We start from the raw sequence: 25,819 nt of genomic DNA, 5'->3' as shown, positions 1-25,819 counted from the left end.
TTTACTTTTTACAAATAACATTTTACACAAAAAATCATGGAAACAAAAGTTTTATACACAGGAAAAACACATACAACAGGTGGTAGAGAAGGAGCTTCTCAAAGTTCAGATGAACAATTGAATATTAAATTAAGTTCACCGGGATCATCACGTCCTGGAACAAATCCTGAGCAGTTGTTTGCTGCAGGTTGGTCGGCTTGTTTTATAGGAGCTTTAGGAATCGCAGCTTCAAAACAAGGAATTAAACTTCCGGCAGAAACTGCAGTAGATGCTGAGTTTGATTTATGTGTCACTGAAGGCGAATATTCTTTACAGGCAAGATTAAATATCAGTTTGCCAGGTTTGGATCTCGAAACTTCTAAAGCATTAGCAGCTCAGGCACATCAAACTTGTCCTTATTCAAAAGCGACAAGAGGAAACATTAATGTTGAGCTTAATATTCTTTAAAAAGTTATAAGTTATGAATTAGGAGTTATGAGTTGTTTTTGAAACTAACTTTTAACTCCTAACTGATAACGTCTAACTCTTAACTTTACAATCATGAAAAAGATAAAAATAATAAGCGCTTTTATAATGCTGTTTTTCTTAATCGGGAATAGTATTTTCAGCCAAAATAACAAAGACAAAAAAGGTTTTGCCTTTTTAGAACTCTACACTTCCGAAGGCTGCTCAAGTTGCCCGCCAGCAGATGAATTGATGGGAAAAATCCAGCATGAATACAAAGATAGCAATGTTTATGTTTTATCGTATCATGTTGATTATTGGGACAAACAAGGTTGGAAAGATGTTTTTAGCAGTGCAGCAAATACCAAGCGACAATACGATTACGCTAAATTCATGGAAAAAGATCCTATTTATACGCCACAACTTATTATCAATGGGAAAATAGATTATATCGGTTCTCAGGAAACGGCAGTTCAAAACGGAATTCGTACAGCACTTCTAAAACCTGCTGTTGCCGAAATAACTTTGGAAGCAAGCCAGCAGGAGAATAAACTGAATTTAAATTATAACATAAATAAGATTTCAAAAAACAATCGTCTGTATGTTGCTGTGGTTCAAAAAGCAGCTAAAAGCAATGTGAAAAGAGGAGAGAATGCCAATCATGTTTTGTCGCATTTTCAAATTGTCAGAAGTCTGAATGGTTTCGCTTTGACCGGAAATCAAAAAGGGAATGTTTCCTTGTCTTTGCCAAAAGGTTTTAATGCTAAAGATTTTGAAATTATCGGCTTCGTTCAGGACATGAATTCGGGAATTATTTTGGGCGCAAACCGAGCAGTTTTTACGCAAAATTTACTTTAGAAAAATGAGCAACGGGTTAATATTTTTAAAATGAAATTTGAATATCAGAAACTGCCATTTTGAGCATGATTTAAAGTGAAAAAAGCTTTATTTTGAGCTCTGACGAAATGGCAGTTAGTGTTTTTATTTGCAATTTAATGTTTTGTAAACCAGTATTTTGTAACCATTAATAAAAAGTAAAAATTTAAGTTTTAAAAATATAAAAAAGAATGAAGATTCAAATTTAATTCTTTTTATTTGTCCACTCAAATCCCGTTAATTTATTGCTATCTTTGGCAAAGCAAGAGTTAAAAAACAAAACAAAAATTATGGAAAAAGTAAAACGCTTTCAGGTTTCCCAACGTGTCATTTGGGGAAGTTCTATAGCACTTGCAATTCTTGCCTCAATACCCAAATTGTTCGACATGGTTTCAACACCTGGCGATCTGGTAATCAATTCTTCGATTACTTTGTTATTTTCTCTTTTTATTTGGTATTACAACATTTACAGCTTGCCAAAATTTTCAGCGCAACGTACTAATAAAAGCTTGTTTAACTGGAAGTTATTGTTGAGTGTTGTATTGGGGATTTTGCTTATGGTTGTACTGGTAATCGCGCATCAGGAGCTTTTTCAGGTTTCAAAAATGGATGCGCCAATAATGTTTGAACTACGCGGTGTTTTGATTAATTTGATTGTGTATATGTTTTTGCATTTGCTTTTTCAGAATTATCAGACGCAACAAATTGGAGTCGAACTCGAACGAACGAAAGCCTTAAATCTTGGTGCACAATACGAACTTTTGAAGCAGCAGGTGAATCCGCATTTTTTATTCAATAGTTTGAATACACTAAAATCAATGGTAGATATGCAGGATCCGCAGAGCTCTGATTTTATTTTGAAATTATCTGATTTTTACCGTTTTACACTAGAGAGCCGAAAGCTTGACTTGATATCACTGAAAGAAGAAATTCAGATATTGGATTCCTATATTTATTTGCTGAAAGCACGTTTCGAAGACGGATTTGAAGTGATAAATGAGATTGATCAAAAACAATACGATTGTGCCATTCCGCCTTTTTCATTGCAGTTGCTGATTGAAAATTGTATTAAACACAACGTGGTTTCTTTGGATAAACCACTGCGAATTAAATTGTATACCGAAAATGATTTTCTTGTAATTGAAAATCCAATTCAGTTGAAAAGAGGCGCTTTGTCAACAGGTGTTGGGTTGGATAATATTAATCAGCGTTTTATGCATTTGGTTCACAAGGAAATCGAAATTGATAAAAACGACACGACTTTTAAAGTAAAAATACCGCTTATTTATGAATATCGTAATAATTGAAGATGAAGTAAAAACGGCCAAAGCACTTGGTCAGCTTATTTTGAGTATCAGACCTGATGCCCAGATTTTATCGTACATTCAGAGTATTGATGGCGCGGTGAGTTATCTTATGGAAAACGATCAGCCTGATCTTATTTTTATGGATATTCAGCTGGCAGACGGACTTTGTTTTGAGATTTTTAAAAACGTTGAGGTTTTGTCTCCGGTGATATTTTGTACGGCTTTCGATGATTATGCGATTGAGGCTTTTAAATCAAACGGAATCGATTATGTATTGAAGCCTTTTTCGAGAGACAGTATTTCACAAGCGATTAAAAAAGCGGGCGAATTGAAGAATTTCTTCCAAAGAAATAAAAAAATGATGCCGGATTTCGATTATCTTTTAACGAGAACAGGCGAAAATACAGGTAAAAGCAGCTTTTTAGTTTTTAAAAACAATAAATACCAAACGATTCAGACAGAGAATATTGCGTTTTTTTACATCAAAAATGAAACGCCAACGATTATGACTTTTGATAAAAATGAATATCAGATTACGCAGTCGTTAGATGAGGTTCATAAGTTGTTGTCGCCAATTCAATTCTTCAGAATGAACAGGCAATATTTAGTGAATTTTTCAGCAATAAGAGAAGCGGAGCATTATTTTTCGCGCAAGTTGATTATTAAACTTACCATTCCAACAGAGGAAAAATTATTGGTGGGAAAAGAGAAAGCGACGGCTTTTTTGAGCTGGCTGGAAAACCGTTGATAATTGTGAAATGTAAATAGTTTAACCGCAAAGCACGCTAAGATTTTTACATTCAAGACTTAGTATAATCGCAAAGCACGCAAAGCTATGTGTAAAAAACTTTGCGAACTTAGCGTAAACCTTTGCGTCCTTTGCGGTTAGATTATCTATCTTTCAGTATGAAATATTTATAAATTACATTTCAAGTTTTTATTTATATATAGCATTCTAAGTTAAAGTAATACTGTTGTTTATGTTTGTTTCTTTTAAGAATATTTCATCGTGTGAAACCACAATTAAAGTTCCCTGATATTCATTTAAAGCAGCAGTCAGAATTTCGATATTTTGCAAGTCAAGATTATTTGTAGGTTCATCGAGAATGATTAAATCGGGTGCTTGATTTGTGATTGTTAATCCGCAAAGCATTAAACGCATTCTTTCTCCTCCGCTTAAAAACTGGCAAGGTTTATCCCAATCTGATTTGCCGAAAAGAAAACGATTCAATCTCATTTTGATATTGTGTTCTTCTAAACCCGACGTATTGCTTTGCTGTGCCTGTTCATAAACCGTTAGCGCGTTATTGATTAGGGAATAATCCTGGTCAATATAAACGCTTTTGCAATCTGCAATTTTCAGATTTCCTAATTTTGGCTGTAATTCTTTTAAAATTAATTTAATCAGCGTTGTTTTTCCGGAACCGTTATTTCCTTTTAACGCAATTCTTTCTCCCGAAAGAATCTGAAAATTTAAATTGGTTTTCCAAATCTTTTCTTCGTTGTAACTATAATTCAGCGATTCGGCGGTTACGAGCACTTTTCCTTTGTGTAAACGTGAATTATCAAGGCCGAATTTCATTTTATCCAAACTCGAAACATTTTCACGCAATTCACGTAATTCCTGTGAAATACCACCAATTTTCTCTTCATGAACGCTTTTGGTTTTCGAAGTGCTGTTTTCGGCTTTATTCTTTAAAGTATTCATCATAATACGGGCAACTCCGGCTTTTTCTTGCTTCTTTTTGCCTTTTGCATCTGATTTTTGTTGTCTTTCGATCGTTTCTCGCTGTTTTTCTTTGGCTTTTTGAAGTGCTTTTTCTTTCGAATGAATATCAAGTGCTAAAGCATTCTTTTCGATATTCTTTTGCTCCAAATAAAAATCATAATTACCACCGTACGTTTTGATTCCGTTTGATTTTAGCTCACAAGTTGTATCAAGCAAATTCAGCAGTTTTCTGTCGTGGCTTACAATCAACATTGTTGTAGTTGAGGTTTTTATAAATTGATACAATAAATTTCGTCCTTCAACATCAAGATGATTGCTTGGTTCGTCCAATAAAATAAGTTTGGGCTGATGAATAGCAATTCCGGCAAGAAAGACTTTTGTTTTCTGGCCTCCGCTTAAAAGTTCCATTTTCTGATTTAAATCTAAACCATTTAATTTCCAATAATTTAAAGCTTCATTGCAACGATCTTCAATTGTCCAGTCGTCGTTGAGCAGATTTAAATTGGTTTCGCTTACATTTCCCTCAAGAATTTCGTGGAAAGCGGTCAATTTTTGATCGATTTGTAAAGCTTCAGCAATCGTTAAATGATTGTATTGCCCGAAAATTTGCGGAATATAATACGGTTCAGTCTCGATTTCGATTGTTCCGCTTGACGGAAATAATTCTTTTGCTATAATTTTAAGCAAAGTTGATTTTCCAGAACCGTTATGTCCTGTTAAGGCGATTTTATTGCCTGTATTTACTGTTAAACTGATTGCGTCGAACAGCAATTCTGTATTAGAATGTGTATATGAAATGTTTTGCAGAATGATCATAATCTCTTTCTTAAGCATTAATAAATCAGCAAAAACCAAGTCTGGCTTGCTGTCTCTATATCTGAAAGAAATTATTTATTCACATGTACGGAAGTGGTTTATTTGAAAGTGCAAAGATAATAAATGTTTTAAAAACTCATAATAAAACAAAAAGCGTCTCAGAGGTTTTGAGACGCTTTTATATTTTTTGGGTCTTAAAAAGCCTTAAAATTAGCCTACAATCGCATTTTTAGAATAATTAGCTGAATATAATTCTCTAAACATAGCGTATGTTACGCTCACCATGGCAAAAGCAATAATAGCATCGATTGTCGAAGGAAAGTCTAATACCGCTAATTTTGAAAAGAAAGCAAAAGTGATGTCAAAGAAAATTCCGGCAAAGACCCATTCTTTCAATCGTAATAATTTATTCGGAATTAATAATGTGATTACTCCAGCGACTTTAAACACACCAAGAATGTAAATAAAATGTGCTGGATAGCCCAATTGTTGTGTTATTCCCCAAACAATTGGATTTGAAGTTAATTCGAAAAACCCGCTGGCACCAAACCATAAAGAAGTTAAAATAATTCCTGTCCAATAAATAATTTTTGTCGTTTTTGTGTTCATGATTTTAATTTTTAAGTTGTTAAACAGGACAAAATTGCGTCAGATGCAACAGAAAACATATGAGTTTTTTGGTGAAACGGACAAATTGATTTCTGAAATAGACAATCCGAAAGTTCATCTGATTTCATAACTTTACAGAATACTTTAAAACCGAAATTTAATAATGGAAACCAAAGCCATTTTGCAACAACATATCGCCAAAACTGCTGTATTGACAGAAGAAGAATTTGATTATTTCTATTCTCATTTTAAGCCATTGTCTTTTAAAAAAGGCCAAACCATTATTAGTGCCGGAGATAAAGTAAACTGCGAATATTTTGTGATTTCAGGTTGTCTGAAAGCATTTTTTATAAATGATGAAATCAAAATGTACATATTACAGTTTGCAATGCCAACCTGGTGGACATCTGATTACAGCGCTTTGTACAATCAAACCGAAGCAACCATAAACGTTGATTGCATTACCGATGCTGAAGTGCTTTGCCTGTCAAACGAAGACCGCGAAAAACTCTGCAAAGAATATCACCAAGTAGAACATTTCTTCCGTTGGAGAACGAACAAAGGATATATTGCTTCCCAAAAAAGGCTTTTATCGTTTATGAATAATAATGTCAAAGCACGTTATGAAGAGCTTTTGGCATTATATCCTCAATTGTATAATCTTGTTCCGAAACATTTGATTGCGGCTTATTTAGGAGTCTCCAGAGAAACGCTGAGCAGGCTTTATAATTCGTAGATTTTATGGACCACAGATTTTATGGATGAAATGGATTAAAATAGTTTGTTTCATGCAGATTTTGCAAATTATGTAGCTACTAATTAATCTCGCAAAACAGCAAATATATTGGCTCTCGCAGATTTTGCAGATTGAGCGGATTATTTTTTCAATCTTTTTTATCTGCCAAATCTGCGAGAGACCAAAATAAGCATTCTGTAAAAAAACCTTAGCGCCTTAGAATCTTAGCATCTTAGAACCTCAAAAAAGAATGTGATGTAGGTCACGTAACCCATTTCCATAGTCGTCGTTCCTTTGTACTGTAATTTTAAATACACTTAAATACAATCACAATGGAAACAACAAATTATAAAATCGTAAGCTCAAACAGCAACGTAGAATGGACTGGAAGAAAAGTAACCGGTGCACATAATGGTACAATTGGTATCAAAGAAGGTAATTTCATCTTGCAAGATGGAAAAGTAAAAGGCGGGAAAGTTGTAATTGATACCGCTTCTATTAAAATTCTGGACGTAACAGATCCGGCAACAAACACACAATTCGGAGGTCATCTTGCCTCAGATGATTTTTTCTCAATCGAAAAATTTCCAACAGCAACTTTTGATGTTCTTTCTGTAAAAGAATTATCAGACACCACTTTTTATCTTGAAGGTAATCTTACCATAAAAGATATTACACACGTTGCAGGTTTTGAAGCAACGTTAGAAAACAATCGAAATACAATTGCCCTTACAGGGAAAATGATTATTGATCGTACCAAATACGATATCAAATTCCGCTCAGGAAATTTCTTTGTCGATTTAGGCGATACATTAATCTACAATGACTTTGATCTTGATTTTAATATCACTGCCGAAGCCATTTTTTCAGAACAATCTAAAAACTAAAGCCATGCCTTACGTAAAATTAGAATTGACTCGCGAAGGCGTAACACGCGAGCAAAAACAGCAATTAATAAGCGGAATAACGAATTTGATTACCGAGGTTTTAAATAAAGATCCGCATTTGACTCATGTTGTAATTCAGGAAGTTGAATTAGACGATTGGGGTTACGCAGGAGAACAAGTATCAGTATTAAGAGAAAAAGGCATAACAGCCGATAAAAAATAAACATCATGAAAAAACAAACTATAATCGTTACCGGAGCAGCATCTGGTATTGGAAAAGGAATCGCAAAATACTTTTTGGACAGAGGAGATAATGTTGTCATCAATTCAGTAACACCAGCGTCATTAGAAAGTGCTTTTAATGAATTTGGCGGAGGCGATAATTTGGCAATGTATGCCGGAGATATCAGCAACAAAGAAACAGGGAAACAATTAGTAAAAATTGCAATCGAAAAATTTGGTTCAGTTGATGTTTTGGTAAACAATGCCGGAATCTTTGACAGTAAACCTTTTTTGGAAGTTGATGAAGCTTATTTAGATAAATTTTTGACAACCAATTTAAAAGGAACTTATTTTACAACTCAGGCTGTGGTTCCTCAAATGTTGGAACAAAAAGGTGGTGTTGTAATCAATATTGGAACACCGCTTGTAAATCACGGTTTGGGCGGATGGCCAGCTTCGGCACCTATCGCAAGTAAAGGAGCTATTCACGCTATTACAGTTCAATTAGCGGCGGAATTTGGAAAACAAAACATTCGTTTCAATACAGTTGCTCCGGGAGTAATCAGAACGCCAATGCACGGTGATAATGCTGATGCGGCCGCTGGTTTACACTTACTGAATCGAGTTGGAGAAATTGACGATGTTGCCGAAATGGTGTACACTGTTGCCAAAAGTAATTTTATTACCGGTGCCATTATCAATGTTGACGGTGGAAAAGCAGCAGGGCACAACTTATAATTAAAATGAAAACTATTTTATTAACTGCTTTTATGCTCTGGAGTTTTCAGGGCATAAAAGCTCAAAATACGATCAAAATGGAAAATCAGGCAGAAATTGCAGCGATAAGAGATGCAGTTGAAAACTATTATTTTAAAGGAATTTATGAAGGCGATGTATTGCTTTTGGGAAGTATTTTTTATCCGGGAAGTTTTGTTTTTGGAGATGTAAAAGGTCAGCCGTATTTTAAAACTGTGGATCTTTATTTGGATGGTGTAAAAAACAGACAAAGTCCAAAAGATTCAGGAAAACCTTTTAAAGGTGAAATTTTGAATATAAAAGTCGTAAATTCAATCGCGATTGCAGAACTAAATGTGAAAATGTACGATTTTAATTATCGTGATTTTTTATCTTTCCATAAGATCAACGGAAAATGGCTTATTGTCAACAAAATGCTGACTGATTTAAGCGAATAATTTTAAATTTTAAAGTGATGTGGTACAATACTAAAGCTTCAGAATTATTAGGAATTCAATATCCGATTATGCAAGGGCCATTTGGCGGAAATTTGTCCACGCCTGAATTGACGGCGGCCGTTTCAAATGCTGGCGGTTTGGGGGGATATGGCGCATACACTATGAGTCCGCAGGAGATTTATGAAGCTGACAAACAGATAAAAGCCTTAACCAATAAACCGTATAATCTAAATCTTTGGGTTTCGGATTCCGATATGGAACCAAGCGGAATCACAGATGAACAATATAACAAAGCAAAAGAATTGTTCAAGCCTTATTTTGACGAAGTCGGAATTCCATTGCCAGAAAAACCGGCGTCATTTCAATCCCGATTTGAAAATCAGTTGCAAGTTGTTCTGGATATTCGTCCGAAGGTTTTCAGTTTTATGTTTGGAACGCTTTCTACAGCTATTTTGGAACAATGTAAAAAATTAGGAATTGTAACCGTTGGCGCTGCAACAACTTTAGACGAAGCATTATTTTTAGAAAATGCAGGCGTCGATATGATTATCGCATCAGGTTTTGAAGCAGGCGGACACCGACCTTCATTTTTGGCTTCTGCCGAATCTTCAGTAACTGGAACTTTTGTTTTGTTGCAATTAATTAGAGAAAAAGTAAAAATTCCTGTTATTGCTGCAGGCGGAATTGCAAACGGAAAAGGAATTGCCGCAGCATTGGCTTTAGGAGCAAGCGCCGCTCAATTGGGAACCGCATTTTTAGCTACCGAAGAATCAAATGCTTTGCCAATTCACAGAGAGATGTTATTTTCAGATGCATCAAAATATACAACTTTATCGCGCGCTTATACAGGAAGGCTCGGGCGTGGTATTACGAGCAGAATTGCAAAAGAAATTATGGGAAAAGAAGCAGATGTTCTTCCATTCCCATTGCAGACTACTTTTATGTCTCATTTGCGAAAAGCGGCACTAGATCAGGAAAAATGGGATATGATACTTTTTTGGGGCGGACAAATTTCACCAATTCTAAAACACAGAAGGGCAGGGGAATTAATGCATTCTTTGATTGAAGAAACAACAGCTTATTTTGATGATTTGAAAGCGTGATAATGTATTTACGCTACTTTTTAAGATAATAATGAACTCATTTCAGAAGCGGAATGAGTTTTTTTTATGTCTTTTTTTAAATATAAAAGCTAAAATAGACTTAATTTGATCGATAATAAGCTAATTTTTATGTTTTATAAATCATTGTTTTTGAGTTTATTATTGAGTGAAGTTCGCTTAATTAAAAATAAAATTCAAAAAAAGTAACTTTAAACTTGACTAATTCGGTAGAATTAATATATATTTGTAACGCAGAATATTTCTGTAATGATACTTATCCAGAAAGACTGAGGGAGTAGGCCCTGTGAAGTCTTAGCAACCTGTTGCTAAACAAGGTGCTAAATCCTTCCCGCCTTGCGGGACAGATAAGAAAGATTTCTAAAACAAATCTGAATGAGATCATCAGTATTAAAATTTATTTTAAAAAAAATGAAAACCAAGTCAGTTCTATTACACGCCGATTCTGATCGTTTCAATTTGTTCATTCAAGAAAATAATATTCAAGTTTTCCGAATGCAAAGGTTTTAGATTTTCATTTTTCTTTTAAAAACAAGATTTGCCAAGTCTTTCAGGATTGGCACAGGAAGTCTTTTGCTCAATTTAAAAACACAATTTAAAAAATCATCATAAACTTATTAATCACTAAAAATCAAAAACAAATGAAAAAAATACTATTAGGTTTTGCTTTATTTTTTGGAACAATCCAAATTCAGGCACAAGAAAGTAATTTGCAGTTAAAAGGAACTGTTGTCGATACGGTTACACAATATGTGTATTTGCAAAAGTTTCATAATAAAATGTTTACCACAATTGATTCGGTAAAAGTGAAGGATGGGAATTTCAGTTTTAGAACAAAAGTAAAAACGCCAGAATTATACGGTTTAAGTGTAAATACTGCAGATTCGCCATTGTATGTTTTTCTTGAAAAAGGGCCAATTACAGTTAAATTAAGTCCGAAAAAGTATTATACAAATTCAGTTGTTGAAGGTTCTGCTGCACAAGATTTGTTTGAAACATATAAAAAATCAAAAGATGTAGAAATCAGCAAATTCATTACAGAAAATCCAAAATCGATTGTTTCAGCTTATGTTTTGTATAGAAACTGGTCATATCGACTTACTCCAGAGCAAATCACAAAAAATATTGCTTTGTTGGATAAAAGTCTTCAGAATATCACTTACGTGAAAGAACTAAAAGATTTGGCTATTGTATTAGACGGATTAGCGGTTGGAAAAAAAGCGCCAGATTTTACGGCCAATGATACAGAAGGAAAACCGGTTCATTTTTCTGAAAATTTAAAAGGTTACACTTTAGTTGATTTTTGGGCTTCATGGTGTGGTCCATGCCGAAGAGAAAATCCAAATATTGTGGCAGCTTACAAAGAATTCCACGATAAGGGATTTAATATAATCGCCGTTTCTTTAGACAAAAAGAAAGAAAACTGGATTAAAGGAATTCAGGACGATAAACTTACATGGACACATGTTTCTGATTTGCTTTTCTGGAACAGCGCAGTTGCAAAATTGTATGGCGTAAGAGCAATTCCGGCGAATTATTTAGTGGATTCTAAAGGAACTATTATAGCTAAAAATCTTCATGGAGAAGAGTTACAATCAACTTTAAAATCGCTTTTAGACAAAAAAGTCAGCAACAACTAATCAATCGATAATACAATTTGTTAATTTAAAAATGATAGGGAAATGAATGCTATTGAGCCAACAACAAAACCAACAGAATCTGAGTGTTACTTTAATAAGTTTAGAGAAAACACATTAGGAATTGATCATATTTTTGAATCGGTTTACGGAGAACAAAATTTGCTTTATGCAGATTGGGTTGCCAGCGGAAGATTATACGTCCCGATTGAAGATATTATGCTCAATAAAGTTGGTCCGATGATTGCCAATACGCATTCGTTTTCAAGTCAAACCGGAAAAGCTTCGACTTATGCTTATCAACGAGCAAGAGACATTATTAAAAAGTCGGTTAATGCAAACGAATCTGATGTTTTAGTTACAACCGGAACCGGAATGACGGCTGCTTTGTCGAAATTACAGCGCATTATCGGCTTGAGAAAGAATCATCAAAAAGAAAATGCAAATGATAAACCTGTTGTTTTTATCACACACATGGAGCATCATTCAAATCAGGTTTCGTGGTATGAAACCAATGCCGATGTTGTAATTTTGCCTCCGGATGAAAATAACTTGGTGGATCCGGCAATTCTTTCTTCAGAAATAAAAAAATACGCTGACAGAAGTGTAAAAATCGGTTCTTTTACGGCATGCTCAAACGTTACTGGAATTATTACACCTTATTATGAATTAGCCAAAATCATGCATCAAAACGGTGGATTGTGTTTTGTAGATTTTGCAGCTTCGGCTCCTTACGTCAAAATCGATATGCATCCAAAAGATCCGGAACAACAATTAGATGCGATTTTCTTTTCGCCTCACAAATTTTTGGGTGGACCAGGAACTTGCGGTGTTTTGGTTTTTAATGAAAAATTATACCAATCAGATTTTCCTGATAATCCGGGAGGAGGAAATGTAAAATGGACAAATCCGTTAGGAAAATATTCGTACAGTGACATAATTGAAGTAAGAGAAGACGGCGGAACTCCGGGATTTTTGCAAGTGATTCGAACTGCATTGGCAATAGAATTAAAAGAAAAAATGGGAGTGGAGCAGATTGCAAAAAGAGAAAAAGAATTATTAGATGTTTGTTTTTCTAAACTTCAAAAAATACAAGGCTTGTCCATTTTAGGAGACTTAAAAAGCAAGCGAATTGGTTGTGTTTCTTTTGTGATCGAAGATATTCATTACAATTTAATCGTAAGACTTTTAAATGATCGTTTCGGAATTCAGGTTCGCGGTGGCTGGTCATGCGCGAGTACTTATGCGCATTATCTGTTCAATATTGATGAAAAACGTTCCAATTTGATTACCAATGAATTATTGGATAAAAATCAAACCAGTAAACCAGGTTGGGTACGTTTGTCACTGCATCCAATTACTACAGATGAAGAGCTTTTATTTATTTGTAATGCTATTAAGCAAGTGGCTTTGTATTATAAAGAATGGCAGAAAGATTACGTCTATAATCCTGCAACAAATGAATTTGAAAACCCTGAAATAAAAGATACCATTTCGAGAGAAGTGAACGATTGGTTTAGATTGCAATAAAAAATAATCTATTATTTTGATAGGGTAATAAAAGTTTTAATGATTTTTGTGCTAAAATTGGAAATTACTACTTAAATTTGCAATCGCAATGAGAAAAAACGACCAGAATATGAAGAATTATTATAACAACAGTATGATGTGCTGTACTATTGTAATGCGATTCATTGAGCTGGCTTCTATATAAAATGATATTATTTATTTCAAAAAGCCTTTCACGAATATTTGAAAGGCTTTTTTGTTTTTAACCTTGATTGAGAAATGATTGAATTAAAAAATGTAACCAAAACTTTCCATCAGAAAGACAGAGTTGTGACTGCTTTGTCTGATGTCTCGTTGAGAGTTCCGCAGGGGAAAATTTTTGGTGTTATCGGAACTTCGGGTGCTGGAAAAAGTACTTTGATCCGATGTGTGAATTTGTTGGAAAGACCAACTTCGGGTGAAATTATTGTGGATGGAAAAGCGTTGATGCAACTTTCAAACCGAGAGTTAGCAATCGAAAGAAGACAAATCGGAATGATTTTTCAGCATTTCAATTTACTTTCTTCAAGAACTGTTTTCGAGAATGTTGCTTTTCCGTTAGAATTGGCCGGAACTTCAAAAAGTGAAATCAAAACACGTGTTTTGGAATTACTGCAATTAGTAGGTTTGGCTGAAAAAGCAAACGATTATCCGGCAAGTCTTTCTGGTGGACAAAAACAAAGAGTGGCGATTGCGAGAACTTTGGCTAATAATCCAAAAGTATTGTTGTGTGATGAAGCGACCAGTGCTTTAGATCCCGCAACAACACGTTCAATTTTGAATTTATTGAAAGATATCAATAAACGTTTGAACATTACAGTTTTACTTATTACACATCAAATGGAAGTCGTAAAATCGATTTGTGATGAAGTTGCCGTAATCAGCCACGGAAAACTGATAGAACAGGGAAGTGTCGGAGAAATTTTCGCTGATCCAAAAGAGGAATTGACCAGAGAATTTATTTCTTCGTCTTTACATATAGAAGTTCCATCGGTTTACGAAGAAAAATTGCAAAAAGAAGACAATGGAAACCTGAATCCGTTATTAAAATTAGAAATGACAGGAAAATCAGTTAATGAACCTGTAATTTCTGAAGTTTCAAGACTTTTTGATACTGATTTCAAAATTGTAAGCGCACAAATGGATCAGGCTGGCGAAGTAAATTTTGGTGTTATGCTGATTGAACTTTCAGGAAAACGCGAGAATTACGATGCTGCAATTCAATATTTTAATTCAAAACACATTAAAACAGAAATTCTAGGTTATGTCTGATTCAATTATAGATTTATTAGTAAAAGGAACATGGGAAACCATAGTTATGACTTTTGTATCGGGCTTTTTTGGCTTTTTATTGGGGCTTCCAACAGGAATTTTACTTTTCCTGACGCGTAAAAATCAAATTTTAGAACAGCCTGTTTTAAACAGAACTTTATCGGTTTTGGTGAATATTTTTCGTTCGATTCCATTCATCATTTTAATCGTTTGGATGATTCCGTTTACACGTGCTATTGTTGGAACTTCAATTGGTGTTAGTGCAGCTTTAGTTCCGTTGAGCATTGGTGCAGCGCCGTTTATTGCTCGTTTGGTCGAAAACAGTTTATTAAGTCTTCCTTCGGGATTGATTGAAGCGGCAAGAGCTTTAGGTGCAACTCCTTTTCAAATTGTTTATAAAGTTTTGCTTCCGGAAGCTTTGCCTTCTTTAATCAATGCGGCTTCGATTACCTTAATTACTCTTGTAGGTTATTCTGCAATGGGTGGAGCTGTTGGCGCTGGCGGATTAGGACAAGTTGGTTATCAATACGGATATATAGGTTATGATGCGGTAACGATGAATTCGGTTTTGGGTTTACTGGTTATTTTGGTATTCTTGATCCAGTTTGTGGGAGATCGATTATCAAAACGATTCGATCACCGATAGGAATTATGAATTATGAGTTATGAATTATGAGTTAGAACTTGAAACCTGAAACCTGAAACCTGAAACCTGAAACCTGAAACCTGAAATTGAACATTAAAAATTAATATAGAAATGAAAAATAAATTAAATATTTTAAGAACGGCTGGAGTTTTGGCTTTGGCGCTTGTTTTATCAAATTGTGGAAATGATAAAAAGAATGATCCACATTTTATTAAGGTTGGAGTTGCTGCCGGACCAGAATTGAAAGTGGCTGAAGCAGCTAAAAAAGTAGCAAAAGAAAAATTTGGATTAGAAGTAGAATTGGTTTCTTTTAATGATTATGTAATTCCAAATGAAGCTTTAAGCCAGGGTGATATCGATGCGAATGCTTTTCAGCACAAGCCATACATGGACGAACAATCTAAACAACGTGGTTACAAATTGGCAATCATTGGAAAAACATTTGTTTACCCAATTGCAGCTTATTCGAAAAAAATAAAAAACCTTTCAGAATTGAAAAACGAAAGCACGATTATTATTCCGAATGATCCAACAAACGGAGGGCGTTCATTATTGCTTTTGCAGAAAAATGGTTTATTGAAATTGAAAGATGGCGTGGGTTTATTGCCAAAAGTAACAGACATTATAAGTAATCCTAAAAACTTGAAAATTTTAGAATTAGAAGCGCCACAATTACCAAGAGCTTTAGATGATGCCAATGTTTCAATTGCGATTATCAATAATACGTTTGCTTCTCAGGCAGGATTGGTTCCTTCACGTGATGCTTTATTTGTTGAAGATAAAGAATCACCTTATGTGAATTTGGTAGTTAGTCGTGAAGACAATAAAAATGAGGAGAAAGTAAAACAGTTTTTGCTGGCTTTTCAATCTCCGGAAGTTGAAAAAGCGGCTGAAAAAGAATTTAAAGGCGGCGCAGTAAAAGGCTGGTAATAAATTAAATTGCTAAATAAAAGAAAGACGAATGGTATCAACGGTGATATTATTCGTCTTTTTTTATTTGATGAGTAAAGAAGGAAGATTAATTTTTAAGATTCTGAAGGTCAACGTTGCATTTTGCTTTCTGAAATGGAACAATTGCGAAAAGTAATTCGTACAATTCTAAAAAATATATTTTAAGGCAAAAATATAATTATGGTATTCAAACATCATCAATAGATACTTCATTATGGACTGAAAAACAGCTACCAGCTTGTGATTGTTAAATTTTTTACACTAAAAGTTTCTTTTAATAGAAATGATGCATTTTAAGCTGTTAAAAAACTTTAGGTTTCATTTTATAATATGAAACAGACTTGCGGTAGAAAAAAGATATTTTACATTTTATTGCTTCTTAACTTTATACTTCGATAAGAATACATAATGTTGAAATACAGTTTTTTAGTTTCTAATACAAGAAGTTGATTTTCAAAATATTCCAAAAAGCAGAATTCATTTAATTTTATAAATTGTATAGTATGTCTGTTCCCAAAGAGTTATATAATTTAAAATTTTCAGAATACTTAGAATCGTTAAAGGTTTTGTATTTGGTAGATGATAATTTTAAAACGATCTGCGATGACTATTGTTCCAATATGCTTAAAACAGAGAAGTACAAGAAGAAATTTGAAAAATACTTTCAATACAAACTTGAAGCCGAAAATTTGGCTAAAGAATTAGAAGAAGAAATCCTGATTTATTTGATTAGAAATGGATGGGATAAAAAATAAAAATTCATAGAAGTTTGTTTCATTTATTTAATTAGTAAGCTGTAAAAACTCATTTCATTAGAAATGAGTTTTTTTTTGAATGAAAGACGTAAAAACAATCGCTGTCTTTAACTATTGTTTAAGGTATGTTTTTAAAGACACAGTCCTCTTTTTTCTTTACTTTTTAAAATTACCAGTATTTGCAGTGCTTTGCGGTGCGTATTTATAAAATAAAGAATACTTTTCAAGATGTTTCAAGTTATAAAATGAAACAAAATAATATATTCTTATGTGAATTTACTTCGTAATTTTATGCTTTATTTAAGATAAAATTTAAAACACAACTATTTGTAAATTAATGTATTAGTTGTTGTTTTTGAAATTGACTACTACATGAAATAAAAGATTCTTTTTTAAAAGAAATTTTGTAAACATCGATTTATGAAAATTCCGTTATAAACCCTTTTTAAATGCCAAGTTCCTAGAAATATCAGCCAGACTTTTACCCCATAAGAGATAAGTTTTAGTTCATTATTATTAAACAAACAATTTTAAACTATAAATCATTATGAAAAAAAAGTTTTTAAATCTGGTTAAGATCAGGCATCTGACCATTTTAATTTGTCTTCTGATCATAAACCTCATACATGGTCAGGATGATGGAGCTAAAAAAAGCATGGAAATCTACGGATTTATCATGACTGATGTTGGCTATAATTTTAATCAGATTCAATCTGATTGGTATGATGTTGTAAGACCTACGAAATTACCCTCTTACAAAGATCAATATGGTGTTGATGGAAGTTACTACGCATCTGTACGTCAGACAAGATTCGGTATAAAAAATTATTTTGATACCGGAATTGGAGAATTAAAAACTCATTTTGAATTTGAATTGTTCGGAACCGGAGTTGATGCCGGACAAACCACTTTTCGTTTGCGCCACGCTTATGCTGAATTAGGAAAGTTTGGAGCTGGGCAAACCTGGAGCCCTTTCATGGATATTGATGTGTTTCCTAACACATTGGAATATTGGGGACCAACAGGAATGGTCTTTTTCCGAAATATCCAAATTCGTTATATGCCAATTCAAGGCGACACTCGTTTAACCATTGCATTAGAAAGACCCGGAGCAAGTGCTGATCAGGGAATTTATGAAGATCGTATTGAGCTTCAGGGGGTGAATGCCAGATTTCCTTTTCCAGATTTATCTGCAGAATATCGTCATGCATTCAACTGGGGTTATCTTGAATTAGCTGGGATTGTGAGAAAAATAGAGTGGAAAGATCAAAACAACGATCAATACGATTTGTCAGGAGATGCTGTTGGATGGGGTTTAAATTTGAGTACAAATGTCAAATTTGGAAAAAATGATGTTTTCAGAGGTCAGGTCGTTTACGGAGAAGGCATTCAGAATTACATGAATGATGCTCCTGTTGATATTGGAATTGAAAACACAGGGAATCCAACAAAACCTGTAAAAGGTGTTGCGCTTCCTTTACTTGGAGTAGTTGCTTTTCTTGATCATTCCTGGAATGAAAAATTTACAACCTCGATAGGCTACTCAATGATCGATATTGACAACTCTAGCGCAATGACTAATGATGCCTTCAAAAAAGGACAATACATTGTAGCAAATGTGCTTTATTCTCCAGCAAAAAACTGCTTGGTTGGGGGTGAATTTCAATGGGGAGACCGTGATAATTTTAGAGATGGTTGGAGTACTTCGATAACAAAAGTACAATTTTCGTTTAAATACAATTTCTCAGAAACATTCTATAGAAAAAATCAATAATTAAAAGCTGTAGAATGTTCCCAATAAAACAAAAAAAATAGAAAACATGTATAAAAAAATACAATACATACTACTGTGCGGTCTCTGTATTACTTCCCTAAAAGCTCAAACCCGAACTGAAAAAGATCTTTTGGGCGATAAACAAATTCCCGCAAATGCTTATTACGGAGTTCAAACGGCTCGTGCACTGGAGAATTTCCAGATCAGCGGAATGACAACACAATTTTACCCTGATTATGTTAGAGCTTTTGCAATGGTAAAATTAGCGGCCGCAAGAGCGAATGCCGATGTTGGCCGACTAAAAAAAGACCGACTTGCAGCAATAGAAAAAGCTTGTCAGGCTGTCATTGACGGAAAATACCATGATCAATTTCTTGTTGATTTGTATCAAGGCGGGGCGGGTACGTCGGCAAATATGAATGTGAACGAAGTACTTGCCAATATCGCTTTAGAAATGAGTGGTCATAAAAAAGGAGAATATCAATATATAGAACCTCATGATGATTTAAACATGGGACAATCTACAAATGATGTTTACCCGACAGCGATAAAAGTGGCATTATTGCTTCATAATGATAAGCTTGTAAAAGAAGCAGATTTGCTTGCTAAGGCCTTTCATAAAAAAGGAGACGAGTTCAAAGATGTCTTAAAAATGGGGCGTACAGAAGGGCAGGATGCTGTTCCAATGACTGTTGGACAGGAATTTCATGCTTTTGGAAATCAGCTGGATGCAGAAGTGAATACGTTACGCAAGGTCGAAGTTTTTTTATGTGAGCAAAATATGGGTGCAACTGCAATTGGAACAGGAATTACAGCTTCGCCAGGTTATGCGGAAAAGGTTGCAACACATTTGGCAAAAATCACAGGAAAACCAATTGTAATGAGCAAAGATCTTATTGCTGCGACAACCAGTCAGCAAGGGTTTGTGCTTTATTCTTCGGCACTAAAAAGTATGGCGGTTGCAGTGTCTAAAATTAGTAGCGATCTTATCATTCTGACTTCAGGACCTCGTACAGGTATTTTTGAAATCAATTTGCCAGCGCTTCAGCCTGGATCTTCAATTATGCCAGGGAAAGTTAATCCGGTAATGCCGGAACTTATGAATCAGCTTTGCTTTAAAGTAATGGGAAATGATCTTACTGTGACTCTTGCAGCGCATTCTGGTTTATTGCAATTAAATGCCTATGAACCTATTGAAGCCATTGCAATGATGGAATCACAAGGATTATTTTTCAAATCTTTCCCTTTATTCAGAAAAAATTGTATTGACGGCATTACGGTAAATAAAGATGTTCTAAGTCATTATATGGAAAGAAGTGTAGGTATTGTTACAGCGTTGAATCCGGTATTAGGATATGAAAAAACTACTGAATTAGCCAAAGAAGCACTTGCTACAAATAAAGGAATTCTGGAGCTTATTCGCGAAAAGAAATTGCTGACAGAAGATCAAATCAAAAAACTTTTGGATCCTGCAAGTTTAACAGGTCAAAAATAACATCAACTTAAAAAGTAAAAAATATGAAATCAAATATAAATTTTTATAAAGGAATGCTTCTTTTGGTGATGTTATCACTAAGTATCAGTGTGTTTGGACAGGCAAAGCCTAAAGTTCTTATTTTGGCAACGGGAGGTACAATTGCCGGAGCAGCTAAAAGCGGCGTACAATCAGGATATACATCGGGTCAGGTTACTATTGATGCAATGGTAAACGCGGTTCCAGATGCACTGAAATTGGCAGATATAAAAGGAGAGCAAATTGCCAATGTTGGATCTCAGGATATGTCATTTGATATTATGATGAAAGTAGCAAATAGAATTAATGAATTGGCTTCAAGCAAAGATGTAGATGGTTTCGTAATTACACACGGAACAGATACTATGGAGGAAACTGCTTATTTTTTAAATCTAGTTGTAAAAACGGATAAACCTGTTGTGCTTGTAGGCTCTATGCGTCCATCAACAGCAATTAGTGCAGATGGACCTTTGAATTTATACAATGCAATTGCCGTTGCAGCAGATCCAAATGCAAAAGGTCATGGTGTACTTTTAGTAATGAACGACTGGATACATTCTGCGCAATCATTAACAAAAGTGAGCACTACAGCGGTTCAGACTTTTATGTCACCAATACGTGGACTTATCGGAACAACAGCATATGGAGTAAATGATTTTTACCATTATCCTGATCAAAAATTTGGAAAAACTTCAGAATTTGATGTAAAAGGTGTGACTTCTTTTCCACGCGTAGATATTATTTATGCCGATGCTGATATGAAACCAGATTTAATCGATGCTTCAATTGAAAAAGGAGCCAAAGGAATTGTAATTGCTGGAGTTGGAAACGGAAATATGAATAAAGCATCGCTGGATGCCTGTGCCAGAGCCAGTAAAAAAGGAATTATTGTGGTTCGAAGCACGCGTGTGGCAACTGGAATAGTAGGACGAAACGTAGAATGCAACGATGATGAATTAGGGTTAATTGCTTCTTATGGATTAAATCCGCAAAAGGCTAGAATTTTATTGACAGTGGCTTTGCTGAAACCTCGAAAACTAGATGAACTTCAAAAAATATTCTTGGAATATTAAGAATAATGAACACGCGAATACTCAATTTTTGAGCTATATTTTAGATAAAGAGTTAGTTAATTGCCCCTCATAACACTTTAATTAATGTTTCGTTTTTTTTTATAATTGGTTTAGTTAATGATGGCAGAGTAGGTTTTATTATATGGGGTTTAAAATAAAACCTATGAAGCTATCTTTTGAAATAATGCAACTTGAATCTTAAGCAATTACTATGGTGCAGGCTTTTTTAATGGGTTTAATAGCGACATCTTCTTTAATTCTGGGAGGGATTATTGCCATTCGGTTTAATTTAAGTAATCGTCTTATCGGAAAAATTATGGGTTTTGGAGCGGGAACTTTGATTTCGGCCATTTCATATGAATTGATTTTTGAAGCGGTAAAACTTGGAAGAGGCACTAATTATCCAACTTTTGGTTTTTTTGGCGGAGCGTTGTTATTTTATGGAGCAGACAGGCTTATAGGTCATTTTGGAGCTAAAAATCGCTTGCAACTTGGCGCAGCAAAAGAATCAAATTTAATTATTCCAATGGTTTTGGCTATTATTCTCGATGGAATTCCAGAATCAATAATTATAGGTTTAGGTTTTTTCAAACATCAAACGGGAAGTCTGGCAATGCTTGTAGCTGTTTTTATCTCGAATCTCCCTGAAGCTATTGCCGGTTCGTCAGGAATGAAAAAAGGAAATTGGAGCAATCTAAAAATTATTTCACTTTGGATATTTATTACGGTTTTGTGTGCTTTGGCTTCTTTGGCGGGATATGCATTTTTTGGTGATGCCTCAAACGAATGGCTTTCCTTTATTCAGGCTTTTGCTGGCGGTGCTATCTTGATGATGCTTGCTAATTCAATGATTCCGGAGGCGTATGAACACGGACATAAATCGGCTGGAGTTTATACCGTAATTGGTTTTTTCGTTTCAGTTTGTGTTGTGGTTTACGAAAATAGGGCACATTGATTTTTGAGGTTTTTAGAAAGCCTCTCCAATTCTGAAATAAACTCCCCAATCACCTTTTCCTACCGCGCCATCAAGCCCCACGTTGAATTTTTCATTTTTGAATGCTCTATATCGATAACCGATGCCGGCGCCAGGATATAATTTCCAGTCAAAACTTGGTGTATCAGATCCATAAATTGTTGCGACTCCGGCAAAACCAACAACGCCCATTCTTTTATGAAAATTGTATCGGTATTCGCCTTGTATCGCCATAAGTCCGTCACCACGGTATTTTCCTTCAGAATAGCCTCTGATATCATCGTTACCAATTGTTACCTGCTGTTCAAAAGAAATATTTCCTAATCCGAATTTGCCGGCAAAACGCGCTGCAATTACATCTGTTTTATTTCGTACGGAAAAATAAGAATTATATTCAGAGATAATTTTATTGGCACTGACTTCATTTCCAAACCATTCCGGATAAGTAATCCATCTTGCTCTTAATTTTATTTCCTTTGGTTGGATAATAAATGGCATCTCGGGTATCATAGAGCAAAATTGTTTGCAGTCCGTTTGTGTGTGAGGTAGAAGCGGGCTGAATATCATCTTGATAAGTGGTGTCATAATGCGCATACGAATAACCTAATCCGCCATAAAATGATTTGAAGATTTTTCGCAGTACACTCACACTCACTAAAGTTGTTTTAGTACTAAAATCATAAAAAGTAGGAGCATCAAAATCATCCATGAAAAATTGTGAATTTTGATTTCCGGTCATAGCAAAAAGTTGAGCACGCCATTTGTCTTCATTGAAATGCCATTTATTGAAAGAGCATACAAAATAAGATTTATTTGTTGTGTAAATAGCGGTTAGGCCAGAGAGCGATTTTGGCGAAATGGTGTCGGTTTTATCCGTTTTATACATCATCATCGGAATTGCCCCAAACATAAAATCCAAAGTTCTGTTATAACTGATATACGGCATAACATTAAAGTCAATGTTTTTGTTTTTAGTTTTTGATGTTTTAGTGCTATCAGTTGTTTTTTCCTGTGCCCAAGAGTATGAAAAACTAAGTAAAAGAAGTGTAATCAATAGAGTCTTTTGCATGTGATTTCAGAGATGAGGTCGTTACAGCTGATTGTCTGACATCTAATTTAAAACCAATTTATTTTCCGTGAAACTTAAGAGGTATTTAAGACGTTCCATTTTATAAAATGGAACAAGTTATTAAAATTTGGCTTTCAAGAATTCTCTAAATTTAATTCTTAAAATATTCCTAAAAAAGTTAAAATCCTAAATGAATAAAGTTGGCTTCTGAAGGTTTCAAAACAATTCCCAAAAATCAAATTAAATGCATAAAATTCGATGAGGTATTGGCAATTAATAGATTTAAAATCAAAGTTTCTGGCTTTGGCATTTTGCTGTTTCAACTTGAATTTTGCACAGCAGGATAGTCTTGGAAATGCAAAAATAATTAAGTTGGATGAAGCAATATTATTAGGAATTCAGAACAACCGTCAACTCAAAATTGCGAATACAGATTTGGCCATTGCCAATGAAAATGTCGATCAGGCAAAAATTGCAAAAATGCCACGCATAGGCGTAAATGGAGGTTATACTTATATTGGAAATCCAAAAATTTATGAAGGCTTTTATCAAAGCAATATTACAGTAGATTATTATAATCATCAAGCTTTCGCCAATATCATATCATCATTGCCCATTTACGCCGGAAGCGCCATTAACAAGCGAATCGATCAACAGGAACTCTTAAGCCAAATGCAGCAGTCAGCGGTTAAAATGACCGAAGCAGATGTCAAAAATGCCATTACAGAGCAATATTTTACCCTCGAAAAATTATACAGGCAAATTGAAGTAACGAAACAGAATATCATTAATACAGATCTTCGAATCAGACAATTGAAATCGCGTGTAGATAATGGTCAAAATATAAAAAGTGATCTTTTAAGAACCGAATTGCAGCAATCTAATTTTAAAGTTTCGGTTTTTAGAAGCACAAATACGATTGAATTGATTAGCAATTATCTGGATATTTTAATTGGTTTTCCAACGAATACAATTCTGAAACCCGTCGTTGCAGAAAGCATGCTTCCGACCGAAAATATAAACCTACAGGAAAGTTTGGAAGAAGCTTTTCAAAACAGAGAAGAAATAAAACGCGCCGAAGTAAAAATCAAATTATCTGAATCTTCTTTGAGTTTGACCAAAAGTGGTTTTATGCCCAATATAAATGCCAATCTTATCCTGAATACGGAATATCCGGCACAATGGCCAAATTATGTAAATCTTCTGAATTACTGGGCGGCTGGCGTTTCATTGAATTGGGATGTTTCGAGTTTTTACAATTTAAAGCATCGTATTTCAGGCGATCGTTTGGAAATTGATAAAAGCAATATTGCCCTTCAGGTTACAAAAGATCAAATCAGTACGGAGGTTAAGAATGCTTACGTCAGATATGCAGAAAGCAAGGAAAATATTAAAACATATAAGAAAGATGTCGAGCTTTCAATGAGCAATTATAAAATTGTAAAAAGTAGATATGACAATGATTTTGCGTTAATCAGTGAAATAGTCGATGCCGAATTACAGCTAAATAATTCCAGAATTTCATTGGTCAATGCCAATTTGGATTTGATCATTCAATATTATTCGCTGCAATATGCAATGGGAAAACTTTAATATAAAATAGTATGAGCGAAGCAAATGCACAAAATGAAAACATTCAGAAAGATAAAAGGAGAAATACCGTTTTGACTGTCCTGTCTTTTGCTTTTTTGATAGCGGGTGGTTTGTGGATTTTGAGTTTGTTTTTTGACTTCAGTACTTATGAAACGACCAATAATGCTCAGGTTGAAGCTTATATCAACAGTGTTGCAGCAAGAGCGACAGGACATATTAAAGAAATCAGATTTGAAGCCAATCAATCGGTTCATAAAGGAGATACACTGGTCGTTTTGGATGATTCAGAATATGTGATAAAAGTCATGCAGGCCGAAGCAGATTTGGCTATAGCCGAAGGAAATCTTCATTCATTGGAACAAAATATTACAACATCAGCATCCAATCAGGCTTCTGGAAAAGAAAAACTGGCAGGCGATATGGCAAGTCTCGAAAAAGCACAAAAAGATTATCAGCGTTTCAAAAATATGTATGCAGATTCGGCCGTGACAAGAAACCAATACGATCAGGTAATTTCAAAATTAAAGTCGGAGGAAGCGTATGTAAAAGCCGGTCAAAAAAATCTTGAAGCAAGCACTTCAGTAACGAAACAAAGTACTATTAATCTTGAAGCAGCAAGAGCAACAGTTGCACGAAAAAAAGCAGATTTGGCGGCCGCAAAACTTCAATTATCTTATACAAGTGTTATTGCACCAGGCGACGGATTTGTTGGCGAACGCAATTTATCAATTGGTGAATTAATTAATACCAATCAGACCGTGGCAACAATTGTTCTCAATCAAAAATTATGGATTTCGGCGAATTTCAAAGAAACTCAAATTGAAAAAATCAAAAGCGGACAAGAAGTTACCATTACAATCGATGCCCTTGACGGAAAAGAGTTTAAAGGAAAAGTAGTTGGATTTTCTCCGGCAACAGGCGCAAAATTTTCAATGGTTGAACCGGATAATTCAACTGGGAATTTTGTCAAAATCACACAAAGAATTCCAGTTAAAATTGAATTTGAAACGCCAGCAAAAGAGTTGCAGGATGTAAGACCAGGAATGAATGTAACCGTTGATGTAAAAAAATAAGA

Annotated in this window: 26 protein-coding genes and 1 riboswitch; of the genes, 22 read left to right on the top strand and 4 right to left on the bottom strand. The window is 34.5% G+C overall.

Going from position 1 to position 25,819, the window contains the following annotated elements:
• Positions 1–36: 36 nt before the first annotated feature.
• The 4 genes from ACNFIH_RS02905 to ACNFIH_RS02890 all read left to right on the top strand — a co-directional run bounded on the left by ACNFIH_RS02905 (position 37) and on the right by ACNFIH_RS02890 (position 3,375).
• A complete protein-coding gene (locus ACNFIH_RS02905; protein ID WP_426485412.1) occupies positions 37–447 on the top strand; it encodes an organic hydroperoxide resistance protein in 411 nt (136 codons plus the stop codon).
• Positions 448–540: 93 nt separating this feature from the next.
• Entirely contained in the window at positions 541–1,302 is a 762-nt protein-coding gene (locus ACNFIH_RS02900; protein ID WP_426485411.1) for a DUF1223 domain-containing protein, read from the top strand.
• Positions 1,303–1,610: 308 nt separating this feature from the next.
• Positions 1,611–2,627 (top strand): sensor histidine kinase, encoded by a 1,017-nt coding sequence (locus tag ACNFIH_RS02895; RefSeq protein ID WP_426485410.1) that lies wholly within the window; start codon positions 1,611–1,613, stop codon positions 2,625–2,627.
• Positions 2,608–3,375 (top strand): LytR/AlgR family response regulator transcription factor, encoded by a 768-nt coding sequence (locus ACNFIH_RS02890; RefSeq protein ID WP_142449047.1) that lies wholly within the window; start codon positions 2,608–2,610, stop codon positions 3,373–3,375. The genes ACNFIH_RS02895 and ACNFIH_RS02890 overlap by 20 nt, the downstream gene beginning before the upstream one ends.
• 207 nt (positions 3,376–3,582) lie before the next feature.
• Here the strand turns inward: ACNFIH_RS02890 and ACNFIH_RS02885 are convergent, their stop codons facing one another.
• A complete protein-coding gene (locus ACNFIH_RS02885; protein WP_426485409.1) occupies positions 3,583–5,172 on the bottom strand; it encodes an ABC-F family ATP-binding cassette domain-containing protein in 1,590 nt (529 codons plus the stop codon).
• A 210-nt stretch (positions 5,173–5,382) separates the two neighbouring features.
• Positions 5,383–5,781: a DoxX family protein gene (locus ACNFIH_RS02880; protein WP_426485408.1), complete on the bottom strand. Its 399-nt coding sequence runs from the start codon at positions 5,779–5,781 to the stop codon at positions 5,383–5,385.
• A 163-nt stretch (positions 5,782–5,944) separates the two neighbouring features.
• Here ACNFIH_RS02880 and ACNFIH_RS02875 point away from each other — a divergent pair, with 163 nt between their 5' ends.
• The 16 genes from ACNFIH_RS02875 (at position 5,945) to ACNFIH_RS02800 (ending at position 22,064) form a co-directional block, all read left to right on the top strand.
• Positions 5,945–6,517 carry a Crp/Fnr family transcriptional regulator gene (locus tag ACNFIH_RS02875; RefSeq protein WP_142449041.1) on the top strand — a complete coding sequence of 191 codons (573 nt, stop codon included), beginning with the start codon at positions 5,945–5,947 and terminating at the stop codon, positions 6,515–6,517.
• Positions 6,518–6,849: 332 nt separating this feature from the next.
• Positions 6,850–7,404: a YceI family protein gene (locus tag ACNFIH_RS02870; RefSeq protein WP_426485407.1), complete on the top strand. Its 555-nt coding sequence runs from the start codon at positions 6,850–6,852 to the stop codon at positions 7,402–7,404.
• A 4-nt stretch (positions 7,405–7,408) separates the two neighbouring features.
• The gene (locus tag ACNFIH_RS02865) at positions 7,409–7,627 is read left to right on the top strand and encodes a tautomerase family protein (RefSeq protein WP_026729644.1); all 219 of its coding nucleotides are present in this window, start codon (positions 7,409–7,411) and stop codon (positions 7,625–7,627) included.
• 5 nt (positions 7,628–7,632) lie between these two features.
• The gene (locus tag ACNFIH_RS02860) at positions 7,633–8,364 is read left to right on the top strand and encodes an SDR family NAD(P)-dependent oxidoreductase (protein WP_426485406.1); all 732 of its coding nucleotides are present in this window, start codon (positions 7,633–7,635) and stop codon (positions 8,362–8,364) included.
• A gap of 5 nt (positions 8,365–8,369) precedes the next feature.
• Positions 8,370–8,819 (top strand): nuclear transport factor 2 family protein, encoded by a 450-nt coding sequence (locus ACNFIH_RS02855; protein ID WP_426485405.1) that lies wholly within the window; start codon positions 8,370–8,372, stop codon positions 8,817–8,819.
• Between the two features lie 17 nt (positions 8,820–8,836).
• Entirely contained in the window at positions 8,837–9,922 is a 1,086-nt protein-coding gene (locus ACNFIH_RS02850; RefSeq protein WP_426485404.1) for an NAD(P)H-dependent flavin oxidoreductase, read from the top strand.
• Between the two features lie 271 nt (positions 9,923–10,193).
• Positions 10,194–10,294: riboswitch (SAM riboswitch) on the top strand.
• Positions 10,295–10,581: 287 nt separating this feature from the next.
• Positions 10,582–11,580: a redoxin domain-containing protein gene (locus ACNFIH_RS02845; protein WP_426485403.1), complete on the top strand. Its 999-nt coding sequence runs from the start codon at positions 10,582–10,584 to the stop codon at positions 11,578–11,580.
• A 42-nt stretch (positions 11,581–11,622) separates the two neighbouring features.
• Complete coding sequence (locus ACNFIH_RS02840; protein WP_426485402.1) at positions 11,623–13,107, top strand: aminotransferase class V-fold PLP-dependent enzyme; 1,485 nt, start codon at positions 11,623–11,625, stop codon at positions 13,105–13,107.
• 258 nt (positions 13,108–13,365) lie between these two features.
• Positions 13,366–14,397: a methionine ABC transporter ATP-binding protein MetN gene (gene metN, locus ACNFIH_RS02835; RefSeq protein WP_426485401.1), complete on the top strand. Its 1,032-nt coding sequence runs from the start codon at positions 13,366–13,368 to the stop codon at positions 14,395–14,397.
• Positions 14,390–15,043, top strand: coding sequence for a methionine ABC transporter permease MetI (locus ACNFIH_RS02830; protein ID WP_426485400.1), 654 nt, complete (start codon positions 14,390–14,392; stop codon positions 15,041–15,043). Before metN ends, ACNFIH_RS02830 begins: the two co-directional genes overlap by 8 nt.
• A 111-nt stretch (positions 15,044–15,154) precedes the next feature.
• The gene (metQ, locus tag ACNFIH_RS02825; protein ID WP_426485399.1) at positions 15,155–15,973 is read left to right on the top strand and encodes a methionine ABC transporter substrate-binding lipoprotein MetQ; all 819 of its coding nucleotides are present in this window, start codon (positions 15,155–15,157) and stop codon (positions 15,971–15,973) included.
• A gap of 524 nt (positions 15,974–16,497) precedes the next feature.
• Positions 16,498–16,749: a hypothetical protein gene (locus tag ACNFIH_RS02820; RefSeq protein ID WP_035644401.1), complete on the top strand. Its 252-nt coding sequence runs from the start codon at positions 16,498–16,500 to the stop codon at positions 16,747–16,749.
• Positions 16,750–17,296: 547 nt separating this feature from the next.
• Positions 17,297–18,523: a DcaP family trimeric outer membrane transporter gene (locus ACNFIH_RS02815; protein ID WP_426485398.1), complete on the top strand. Its 1,227-nt coding sequence runs from the start codon at positions 17,297–17,299 to the stop codon at positions 18,521–18,523.
• Positions 18,524–18,569: 46 nt separating this feature from the next.
• A complete protein-coding gene (locus ACNFIH_RS02810; RefSeq protein ID WP_426485397.1) occupies positions 18,570–20,018 on the top strand; it encodes an aspartate ammonia-lyase in 1,449 nt (482 codons plus the stop codon).
• Positions 20,019–20,041: 23 nt separating this feature from the next.
• Positions 20,042–21,109 (top strand): type II asparaginase, encoded by a 1,068-nt coding sequence (locus ACNFIH_RS02805; RefSeq protein WP_426485396.1) that lies wholly within the window; start codon positions 20,042–20,044, stop codon positions 21,107–21,109.
• Between the two features lie 229 nt (positions 21,110–21,338).
• On the top strand, positions 21,339–22,064 hold the full coding sequence (locus ACNFIH_RS02800; protein WP_426485395.1) for a ZIP family metal transporter: 726 nt from the start codon (positions 21,339–21,341) through the stop codon (positions 22,062–22,064).
• A 12-nt stretch (positions 22,065–22,076) separates the two neighbouring features.
• Here the strand turns inward: ACNFIH_RS02800 and ACNFIH_RS02795 are convergent, their stop codons facing one another.
• Both ACNFIH_RS02795 and ACNFIH_RS02790 read right to left on the bottom strand, forming a co-directional pair.
• Positions 22,077–22,580 carry a hypothetical protein gene (locus tag ACNFIH_RS02795; RefSeq protein WP_426485394.1) on the bottom strand — a complete coding sequence of 168 codons (504 nt, stop codon included), beginning with the start codon at positions 22,578–22,580 and terminating at the stop codon, positions 22,077–22,079.
• Positions 22,504–23,151, bottom strand: coding sequence for a BamA/TamA family outer membrane protein (locus ACNFIH_RS02790; RefSeq protein WP_426485393.1), 648 nt, complete (start codon positions 23,149–23,151; stop codon positions 22,504–22,506). Before ACNFIH_RS02790 ends, ACNFIH_RS02795 begins: the two co-directional genes overlap by 77 nt.
• A 258-nt stretch (positions 23,152–23,409) precedes the next feature.
• On the opposite strand from ACNFIH_RS02790, the gene ACNFIH_RS02785 reads away from it, so the two are divergent.
• Entirely contained in the window at positions 23,410–24,744 is a 1,335-nt protein-coding gene (locus tag ACNFIH_RS02785) for a TolC family protein (protein ID WP_426485392.1), read from the top strand.
• A gap of 11 nt (positions 24,745–24,755) precedes the next feature.
• Entirely contained in the window at positions 24,756–25,817 is a 1,062-nt protein-coding gene (locus ACNFIH_RS02780) for an HlyD family secretion protein (RefSeq protein ID WP_426485391.1), read from the top strand.
• Positions 25,818–25,819 lie beyond the last annotated feature (2 nt).

It is taken from the genome of Flavobacterium sp. 2 (assembly GCF_049949195.1).
Lineage (GTDB): Bacteria > Bacteroidota > Bacteroidia > Flavobacteriales > Flavobacteriaceae > Flavobacterium.
Note: the sequence above shows the minus strand (reverse complement) of the source record. Positions and strands in the feature narration are given on the sequence as shown.